The sequence below is a fragment of the Streptomyces sp. NPDC058619 genome, assembly GCF_042717785.1.
GTDB lineage: Bacteria > Actinomycetota > Actinomycetes > Streptomycetales > Streptomycetaceae > Streptomyces.
This window is the reverse complement of the sequence record NZ_JBHXQN010000142.1, coordinates 1-2511: the sequence shown is the minus strand read 5'-3', so window position 1 is coordinate 2511 and position 2511 is coordinate 1. Positions and strand designations below refer to the sequence as shown.

The window sequence follows — 2511 nt, the reverse complement described above, 5'->3', positions numbered from 1 at the left end:
TTAGACCGACCGGCAAATGGATCATTTGAGGCGCCGGGTGGTGGGGCGGCCGTCCCAGCGGTAGCGGCTCGTTGCTCGGCGGATGAGCATGCGGAGCGTGACGAGAGCGGCGGCGAGGTAGAGGTAGAAGTCCACGACCTCGCCGTTCCTCTCGGTGCAGCGTCGGAGCTTGCCGTAGTCGTTCATCCACGAGTGCGTGCGCTCGACCACCCAGCGTTTGCCTGCCTGGAGCGGGGCTGGCACTCCCTTGCGGGCGATCTCAGCCGTGAACCCCAACTCTGCTATCAGCGCGCGAGATTTGGCGCTGTCGTAGCCGCGGTCGAGATTGACGTTGACGGCGTCCGGCAGCGGGCCGACCTGCTCCTTGGCCGCTTCCAAGGTGGGTCCGAGCAGGGGTGAGTCGTGCCGGTTGGCCCTGTCGGAGACGATCCCGAGCGGGACACCGCAGGCGTCGGAGGCGACCGAGCGTTTCAGTCCCTGCTTTCCCCGGTCGACCGGGGAGCGCCCCGCCTTGTCGCCGCCGGACGGGGCCTTGGTGATACAGCCGTCCACCGAGATCTCGCCCAGTCCCAGGCCGATCATCCGGTCGTACGCCTCAAGCGCCAAGGCGTGCACCTTCTCGGATATCCCCAGCCCGGCCCACTCCTTGACGCGGCGTCGGATCGTCCGGTCGGAGCATCCGACTGTGGAGATGCGTTCGTAGCCGGAGCCATGAACCAGCGCGAGCACGATGTGCTCGAAGACCGTCCGGTCGGCGATCCGGCGGCGGTGACAGCCCAGCGGGTGGTCCGCGACGAACTCTCCCCGGGCGGGCAGGAGTGCGGCGAACTGGTCCCAGAGGGGTTCGAGCAGGCAAGATGGCACCGCGGGCACGGCCGTCCTTCGTGATCACTGAGTGGGCGGTCATCGTGTCCCGCTTCCTGGCGGGTCCTGCGCCGCGCACGGTGCGACGTCACCCGCGATGACATGACGCCACCTCAGTCACACAGGGCTGCCATCTGCGCCTTCATCAGTCCCTTGCTTCGCGGGACGGGCGGCTCACCCTTCAGGTCCGCGCCGAGGTCGTAGACATTGACGGCGAGGACCAGTTGTCGCTCACCGTCGGCGGTGGTGAGGGACACGCTGGTGAAGCCGGGTCCGCCGCCGTCGGTCTCCCAGGCACTGATCGGCCTGGTGTCCGGCTCCGAGCCGCATGGCACGTCCATGCGCTGCACGCCGAGTCCGTACGCCGGCGCGTCGGGGAACTGCACCGTGGTCAGGAGTTCGCGCTGCTGGGCGGGGCGCAGCAACTTGCCGGTGAACAGGGCCCGGTGGAAACGGGCCAGGTCGTTGACCGTGGAGATCATGGCGCCGGCGGTCCAGTCGTACGACGGGCTGAATCGGGTCACATCGCGTCCCGTGAGGTCGTACCCGTGCAGATGAGGGCCGTGAATGGCCGGGTCGGTCAGCGGGAAGGAGGTGTCCTTCAGGCCGAGCGGGGCGAGAATCCGCCGATGGATCTCGGAGGGCGCGCTGTGACGTGTGACTGCCTCGATCACCAGACCGGCGAGCAGGTAGTTGGTATTGGAGTACGACCAGCCGCCGCCGGGCGCGAACAGCGGCTTGTGCCGGACGGCGCGGGCGATCACGTCCCGGGGGGTGTAAACGTGGCCCCATTCGTGGCGCTCCAGGTAGGGGGCGAAGAACTCCGGCTCGGTGGTGGGGTCGTAGATGCCCGAGGTGTGGTTGAGCAGTTGCCGGATGGTGATGGCCCTGCCGGCGTTGCCGTTTCCTTGGACCACGCCGGGCAGCCATTTCTCCACGCTGTCGTCGAGCGAGAGCTGTCCTTCGCCCTCCAACTGCAGAAGCACCGTCGACACGAACGACTTGGTGTTACTGGCAATCCGGAACCGCTGGTCCGGCCGGGCTCGCTCGCCGCTCGCCGTGTCCGCGAGCCCGGCCGCCATCCGTGACTCCCGCTCTCCGTGCCTGGCATACGCCACGACACCCGGGAATCCGTCCGCGACCGTCTGCTCGATGGCCTCCTTAAGGCCGGCGGGCGGCGAGACCGACGCCCGCTCCGCCGCGGCCGCCGGGAAGATCCCTGATACCGCCACCGCGTAAATCCCCACCAACAGTGCTGCGGCCCCTGCACGTGCCTTCACCGATTGCTCCTGTTTCTGTTGCCTGTGCCGTTCCTGCCCCAGCGTGCCGGACCGCCGCACCAGTCGCCCATCCTGCTGACGCCCGGATTGATACGGGGGCTGTCCCCATCCCTCACCGTCCTGTCCCTCGCTAAGTCTGTGCATGGCGAGGTCCTGACCAACGTTGCCGAGACTCGGGCGGGGCCAATCAGACCGCGTCATCCCGACGAACTACAGGAAGGGCGACAAGGCGTCGATGACGTGCCCGTACGAAGCGCGCCCATGGCCGTAGTTGACGACTGAGCGTAGAGAACTCAATGAGCACGCGGACCCATGCCCGCTGGTGCCCGCCCCACCTCTCGGACGCCTAATGCCGGTCGGTCTTAGC

The 2511-nt window shown here is 67.8% G+C and carries 2 protein-coding genes; both read right to left on the bottom strand.

Annotated elements, in window-relative coordinates; genetic code table 11:
- Positions 1–21 precede the first annotated feature (21 nt).
- Positions 22–873 (bottom strand): IS5 family transposase, encoded by an 852-nt coding sequence (locus ACFWTC_RS38755; RefSeq protein ID WP_384028035.1) that lies wholly within the window; start codon positions 871–873, stop codon positions 22–24.
- Between the two features lie 104 nt (positions 874–977).
- A complete protein-coding gene (locus tag ACFWTC_RS38750) occupies positions 978–2204 on the bottom strand; it encodes a serine hydrolase domain-containing protein (protein ID WP_384028036.1) in 1227 nt (408 codons plus the stop codon).
- Positions 2205–2511: the final 307 nt, after the last annotated feature.